The sequence below is a fragment of the Streptomyces albidus (ex Kaewkla and Franco 2022) genome, assembly GCF_013870515.1.
Taxonomy (GTDB): Bacteria; Actinomycetota; Actinomycetes; order Streptomycetales; family Streptomycetaceae; genus Streptomyces; species Streptomyces albidus.
The window spans coordinates 1-6,823 of the sequence record NZ_JACBXA010000283.1; the positions used below are offsets into that span (position 1 = coordinate 1).

Below are 6,823 nucleotides of genomic sequence, written 5' to 3' on the forward strand. Positions count from 1 at the left end.
CCGCCGCCGCCGATGAAGTCGGGCGGCAGCGTGATGTCGGGCCAGGGTTCGTCGTCGTCATCGTCGTCGTCCGGCGGCTTGGGCTTGTCGCGGCCCTTGTCGTCGTCGATCGGGACGTGGTTGAAGGCCGGTGCGGGTTCGCCGGACAGCGCGCCCGACATCGCGTCCCGCCAGATCGGGCCCGGCACTTCACCGCCGAAGACCTTGGCGTGGTAGACGCCGCCGATCGAGATGTCGGTCATCTGCGTCTTGTGAGCGGGGTCGCCGACCCATACCGCGCCGGACATGTTCGGCGTGTAGCCCACGAACCATGCGGCGTAACGCTGGTCCGTCGTACCGGTCTTGCCCGCGCTGTCGCGGCCGCTCAAGCCGGCCTTCTGACCGGTGCCGTCCTCAACGACGCCGCGGAGCAGCGAGTTGACGGTGTCCGCCGTGCGCTGGCTCATGGCGCGCTCGCACGAAGTTTTCGGCACGGGCAGCTTCTTGCCGCGTGCGTCGGTGATGGACTTCACCGCGACGGGGGTGCAGTGCACTCCGCGATTGGCGAAGGTGGCGTAGCCCTCGGCCATCGTCAGCGGCGACATCTCCTGGGTTCCCAGGGTGATCGAGGGCACCTGGTCGATCTTCTTGCCGTCGGCCCGCTCGATTCCCATCTTCTGGGCCATCTCGGTCACGGGGCAGACGCCGGTCTCGCTGATGAGGGAGACGAAGTAGGTGTTGACCGACTTGGCGGTGGCCTCCTTCATCTCGTAGGGGCCGACCTCCCGGCGGTTCTCGTTCTCGACGGGTGCGCTGCCGCTCCACTGGCCCTTGCACGTCTGAACCGGGGACGGATACTGCATCTTGTACGGGGCCGGGTACTTCTTGTAGACGCTCATGCCCCGCTCGAGCGCCGCCGCCGCGATGACCGGCTTGAAGGTGGAGCCGGGCTGGTAGCCGGCGCCGCCGCCCATGTTCTGGTCCACGGACAGGTTGATCTGCGTCTCGTTCTCGCCGAAGCCGTACGGCCGCGACTGACCCATCGCCAGGATCCGGCCGGTGCCGGGCTCGACGATCGACGAGGCCGTCGCCACCTTGTCCGACTTGTTCACGTGCTTCTCGACCGAGGACTCGACGGACTTCTGCGCCTTGGGGTCGAGGGTGGTCCTGATGGTCAGGCCGCCCTGGTTCCACCGCTTGGCGCGTGCCTTGTCTGTCTTGCCGAAGGCCGGGTCGTTCAGGACGACTTCGCGCACGTAGTCACAGAAGAAGCCGGCGCCGTGCGAGGCGGTGATGCAGCCGTTCTGCGGCTTGCTGACCTCGAGACCGAGCGGCTTGTCCTGCGCCTTGCGTGCCTGCTCCTCCGAGACGTGTCCCAGTGAAGCCATGCGCGCCAGCACGGTGTTGCGCCTCTTCTTGGCCGCGTCCTCATGCTGCACGGGGTCGTAGCGGGCCGGTGACTGCACCAGCCCGGCCAGGAGCGCGGACTCCTGCAGGTCCAAGTCCTTTGCCGGCTTGGAGAAGTAGCGCTGTGCGGCGGCTTCGATCCCGTACGCCTGCTGCCCGAAGAAGGTGATGTTGAGGTAGTTCTCAAGGATCTTCTTCTTGCCGAGGCTCTCCTCGACCTGTATCGCGTACTTGAGTTCCTTGATCTTCCGGCCGATGGTCTGCTGGGTGGCCTGGGCGACCTTGTCGGGGTCGTCCCCGGCCTCCTCCACGAAGACGTTCTTCACGTACTGCTGGGTGAGGGAGGAGGCACCCTCCTCGACCTCACCGTTCTGCGCGTTCTTGTTGAGTGCGCGGAGCACGCCCTTGAGGTCGACGGCGCCGTGCTTGTAGAAGCGGGCGTCCTCGATCGCGACGATCGCCTTGCGCATGGTCGGTGAGATCGCCTGGAGGTCGACCACGGTCCGGTCGCGCGAATAGATCTTCGCGATCTCGCCGCCGTCGGCGTCCAGGACGGTGGTGCGCTGACTCAGCGGCGGGCGCTTGAGGTTGGTGGGGAGTTCGTCGAAACCCTCGACGGTGCCCTTCGCCGCAAGCCCGAGGCCGCCGGCCGCGGGCAGCGCGAGCCCTGCCATCACCGCACCCGCGAGCACGCTGACGCCTAGGAACTTGGCGGCCTGCTGCGGTACGGACACACCTCCGCCGCCCGAGCGCTTCTTCACCATGGCGGTCAGCCTACGTTCTCAATCGCCGGACAGGGGAGGCTCAGTTCGCCTAAGCTGGCGGACGCATCGAACCTCACACCGTCATCGCGGCTTCGCTCCGTCACATCCTTTCGGTCACTCCTGTGAGTGATGAGGCTTGTCCGGAACAGCGCCAAGTGTCGTGATGTGTCCGGCAAGTACTCCCCACCGCACAGTCGGATTCCTGCTGAACCGCACAGGTCCAGGTTGTCACCGACTCACTCCGGTGGGTGATCTGCTGCGCACACGTAGTCCGTTCGGGCCATTCAAGATTGGGCCCGCTGGGGGTGTTGCGCCCTGCCTGCCTTCCGTAACGTCCTCAACTGGCAACGGTGAATATGCCGTTTGCCGCCGTGGGGGAGCCTCGATTCGGGAGAGGACGGCGCCGGCTATGGGCTGGGTAACCGACTGGAGTGCGCAGGCAGCCTGCCGCACTACCGATCCGGATGAACTGTTCGTGCAAGGGGCGGCTCAGAACCGCGCCAAGGCCGTCTGCACCGGGTGCCCTGTGCGCACCGAGTGTCTGGCGGATGCTCTGGACAACCGAGTGGAGTTCGGTGTCTGGGGCGGAATGACCGAGCGGGAGCGGAGGGCGCTGCTGCGCCGCCGCCCCACGGTCACTTCCTGGCGCCGCCTGCTTGAGACGGCACGCACTGAGTACGAGCGTGAAACGGGTGGCGTGCTGCCCTTGGACCTTGAGGAGGCGAAGGACTACGCCTTGAACGCCGTGAAGGACTACGCGGCAGCCGGCTGACCCCACGGGGTCGGGCAGGGCACCGGGGCGGGCGCGGTCGCACGGGCCGCGCACCCCGCCGGCACTGCCGTCCGGGCAGACCAGCCTGGACGGGGCGCCCTGCCAGGCGCGTTGAGCGGCAGGACGTACCGGCAGACGCCGGGGCGGCCGTAAGCCGTGCCGGCTGCGTCCGACTCCGTAACGGCGTCCGTGGTGTCTCCGTGCAGGGCCTGGTCAGTTCCGGTCAGGCAGCGGCCACCCCCGTCGACGACGAACGAGGCGATCCCCCGCCGGACCGTAACCCCCACCGGTCACACGGCGGGACGGCCTGATGTCGTCGTTCCGGGGCGAGCCGTCTCGCCGGCCAGTTGGCGCCCGATCGCGCGCAGACCGTCCAGATCGTGTACGTCGGAGGCGAGTGCTCCCACTTCGGCGACCGGCACCTCCGGGTGCAGCGCGGCGAAGCGGTCTCTCGTGCGCCGCTCGCGAGTCAGCAGCCGCATGCGTTCAGCGTGCAACCGCAGCAACGCCGCGGCGAGCTGCTCCGTCCCGTCGGCCGACTCCTCGACGGATTCGGGCCGTCGCGCGGAGTCGGACAGGTCGGATGAACCTGGCGGATCTGTGAAGTCCTCGTCGGGCTGCTCGGCTTCGTGCTGCCCGTCAGTGACGTCTGTGGAGGCGCGCCCGGGGGAGGGGGCGCCGTCCTTTCCTCCCTTCCCGTGACGTCGATCGACAATGCCGCCCATTTCAAGATTTTCCGCCGCGGCCAGCGCCCGTTCCGCGCTGAGCCCGGCCGCGCCGCTGCCGTGCACCCGGTTGAGCACGAGACCCGCCAGCGGCATGCGGTCCTCCGCGAGCCGTTCCACGAAGTACGCCGCCTCGCGCAGCGCGTCCCGCTCCGGCGCCGCGACCACCAGGAATGCCGTGCCGGGTGCCTGGAGCAGTCGGTAGGTGGCGTCGGCGCGGGTGCGGAAGCCGCCGAACATCGTGTCCATGGCCGCCACGAAGGTCTGCACGTCGCGCAACAGCCCTGTGCCCAGAAGCTTGTTGAGCGCGCCGGTGAACATCGACAGCCCGGCCATCCCCAGATTGACGAACTTCATCCCCGCGCGCCCGCCTGCCTTCGCCGGCGCCATCAGCATCCTGATGAACCGGCCGTCCAGGAACGAGCCCAGCCGCTTCGGGGCGTCCAGGAAGTCCAGTGCGGAGCGCGACGGAGGGGTGTCGACGACGATCAGGTCCCAGCCTTCCCCGTGTCCGTCCGTTCCTGGGGAGTCCCCGAGGGCGCTCAACTGCCCCAGCTTCTCCATCGCCATGTACTCCTGCGTCCCCGCGAAGCCCGCCGAAAGCGACTCGTAGAAGGGGTTGTTCAGGATGGCGTGGGCGCGCTCGGGGTCCGCGTGGGCCTCGACGATCTCGTCGAAGGTCCGCTTCATGTCGAGCATCATGGCGTGCAGTTCGCCGCCGTTCCCCGCGTCGACGCCGGGAACGGGCCGGGGGGTGTTGTCGAGTTCGGTCAGCCCCATCGACTGTGCGAGGCGCCGCGCCGGGTCGATGGTGAGTACGACGACCTTCCGGCCGCGCTCGGCCGCCCGTACGCCCAGCGCCGCGGCGGTGGTCGTCTTGCCGACGCCTCCGGCTCCGCAGCAGACGATGATCCGGGTCCCGGGGTCGTCGATGAGCGGGTCGACGGCGAGCGGCAGGTCCGAGGCGAGCGGGTTGCCCTCGGGGCCGTCAGGGCCGCCCTTTGCGGCCTGCGGCTGCCGGGACGTCTTCGGCGAGCCCTTCGCCGGAGTCTTCGCCGAGATGTCCGTCCCGGTCCTGCTTGAGGTCTTCGGTGTCATGCCGCCTCCCTCGGTGGTGGCAACTGGTCGCGCAGGTCGGCCGCCAGGTGGTAGAGACCCGCGAGTTCGATCCCCTCGCCGAGCAGGCCGAGTTCGTAGACCGGCATGTCGAGATCGGCCAGCGCGGCGCGCTGTTCGTGCTCCAGCCCGACCCGTTCCGCGTGCTCCCGCGCCTGCTCGAGCAGCGGTGACACGAGCCGGTCGGCGCGAGTGAGCCCCGCGCGGCGAAGGGCTTCGCCCAGTTCGGCTGCGGAGGTCTCGCTCCCGGCCTCGTCGAGCAACTCCTCGTCGACCAGCTGCGGACGCACCATGTTCACGAGGGCGGCGCCCACGGGCAGCCCTGCCGCGCGCAGTTCGGCCACGCCGTCGACCGTCTCCTGTACGGGCATCTCCTCCAGCAGCGTCACCAAGTGCACGGCTGTCTCAGGAGACTTCAGCACCCGCATCACCGCCTGCGCCTGGTTGTGCACCGGGCCGACCCTCGCCAGACCGGCCACCTCCTCGTTGACGCCGAGGAAGCGGGTGATGCGGCCCGTGGGCGGCGCGTCCATCACCACCGCGTCGTAGACCCGCTGTTCGTTCTTGTCGCGCCGCCGCACCGCCTCGCACGCCTTGCCGGTCAGCAGTACGTCCCGCAGCCCAGGAGCGATGGTCGTGGCGAAGTCGATCGCGCCGAGCTTCTTCAGCGCGCGTCCCGCGCTGCCCAGCTTGTAGAACATCTGGAGGTAGTCCAGCAGCGCCCGTTCGGGGTCTATCGCCAGCGCGTACACCTCGCCGCCGTCGTGCGCGACGGCGATCTTGCGTTCTTCGTACGGCAGCGCTTCGGTCTCGAAGAGCTGCGCGATGCCCTGGCGCCCCTCGACCTCGACGAGGAGAGTGCGCCTCCCTCCACTGGCCAGGGCCAACGCGAGTGCGGCGGCGACCGTCGTCTTGCCGGTCCCGCCCTTGCCCGTGACAACATGCAGCCTGCTCACGCCCGCGAGCCTAACCAGCGAAGCGACGGGCTACGCTCGGCACCATGACGAAGTGGGAATACGCGACAGTGCCGCTGCTCGTTCACGCGACCAAGCAGATCCTTGACACCTGGGGCGAGGACGGCTGGGAGCTCGTCCAGGTCGTGCCGGGCCCGAACAACTCCGAGCAGCTGGTGGCCTACCTCAAGCGGGAGAAGCAGTGAGCATCGAATCGAGGCTGGCCGAGCTCGGGATCACGCTGCCCGACGTGGCCACCCCCGCCGGCGCGTACGTCCCCGCGCTCCGCAGCGGGCGGTACGTATTCACCGCCGGCCAGGTGCCGTTGGTCGAGGGCAAGCTGCCGCTCACCGGCAAGGTCGGCGGCGAGGTGACGCCGGAGGAGGCCAAGGACCTGGCGCGCACCTGCGCGTTGAACGCCTTGGCTGCGGTGAGTTCGGTCGCGGGCGGTCTCGAGCGGATCGTACGGGTGGTCAAGGTCACCGGATTCGTCGCCTCCGCCCCGGACTTCACCGGTCAGCCCGGAGTCATCAACGGCGCGAGCGAACTGCTCGGCGAGGTCTTCGGCGACAAGGGCGTGCACGCGCGGAGCGCCGTCGGCGTCGCCGTGCTGCCGATGGACGCGCCGGTCGAGGTCGAGATCCAGGTGGAGCTGGCCGACTGGGCGGATTGAGCCCACGGGCGGCCGGACAGCCGGCCGCCCCGCACATCACCGAGGGCACCGACCTGGGGATGTGCCGGGAGCGGGTGGGGGAGACGTCCACGGGAGAGGGCCCGTAGCATCCGCCCATGTCGTCCTCCACGAACGGTCAGTGGTATCCACCGCAATGGCCCGAACGCATCCGCGCTCTGGCCGCGGGTGAGCTCACACCTGTGACCCCGCGGCTGGCCGCGACAGTCATGCTGCTGCGCGACAGCGGCGGCGACGGTGACACCGGCGGTGACATCAGCTCTGCCGGCGGCGCCGACCTGAGCGGTCCAGCCGCGGCCGGTGACGCCGGCGCACAGGGCCTCTCCGTGCACATGCTGCGCCGCCGCACCTCCATGCCCTTCGCCGGCGGCGCCTACGCCTACCCGGGCGGCGGTGTCGATCCGCGCGACGAGCAC

At 69.2% G+C, this 6,823-nt stretch carries 6 protein-coding genes and 1 pseudogene; 4 read left to right on the plus strand and 3 right to left on the minus strand.

Features of this window, described 5'->3' with window-relative positions:
- Positions 1 to 2,150: transglycosylase domain-containing protein (locus tag H5J26_RS26660; protein WP_181768526.1), on the minus strand; the 2,150-nt coding region annotated here is incomplete at its 3' end.
- Positions 2,151 to 2,559: 409 nt separating this feature from the next.
- Here H5J26_RS26660 and H5J26_RS26665 point away from each other — a divergent pair.
- A complete protein-coding gene (locus H5J26_RS26665; protein ID WP_181768527.1) occupies positions 2,560 to 2,922 on the plus strand; it encodes a WhiB family transcriptional regulator in 363 nt (120 codons plus the stop codon).
- 290 nt (positions 2,923 to 3,212) lie between these two features.
- On the opposite strand, the gene H5J26_RS26670 is transcribed toward H5J26_RS26665, so the two are convergent.
- A complete protein-coding gene (locus H5J26_RS26670; RefSeq protein WP_181768528.1) occupies positions 3,213 to 4,745 on the minus strand; it encodes an ArsA family ATPase in 1,533 nt (510 codons plus the stop codon).
- Positions 4,742 to 5,719, minus strand: coding sequence for an ArsA-related P-loop ATPase (locus H5J26_RS26675; protein WP_181768529.1), 978 nt, complete (start codon positions 5,717 to 5,719; stop codon positions 4,742 to 4,744). The genes H5J26_RS26670 and H5J26_RS26675 overlap by 4 nt, the downstream gene beginning before the upstream one ends.
- A gap of 44 nt (positions 5,720 to 5,763) precedes the next feature.
- Between H5J26_RS26675 and H5J26_RS26680 the strand changes: the two genes are divergently transcribed.
- The 3 genes and pseudogenes from H5J26_RS26680 to H5J26_RS26690 all read left to right on the plus strand — a co-directional run.
- Entirely contained in the window at positions 5,764 to 5,922 is a 159-nt protein-coding gene (locus tag H5J26_RS26680) for a DUF4177 domain-containing protein (RefSeq protein WP_181768530.1), read from the plus strand.
- Positions 5,919 to 6,389 (plus strand): RidA family protein, encoded by a 471-nt coding sequence (locus tag H5J26_RS26685; RefSeq protein WP_181768531.1) that lies wholly within the window; start codon positions 5,919 to 5,921, stop codon positions 6,387 to 6,389. The genes H5J26_RS26680 and H5J26_RS26685 overlap by 4 nt, the downstream gene beginning before the upstream one ends.
- A 116-nt stretch (positions 6,390 to 6,505) precedes the next feature.
- A pseudogene (locus H5J26_RS26690) lies at positions 6,506 to 6,823 on the plus strand (NUDIX hydrolase); the annotation flags it as partial.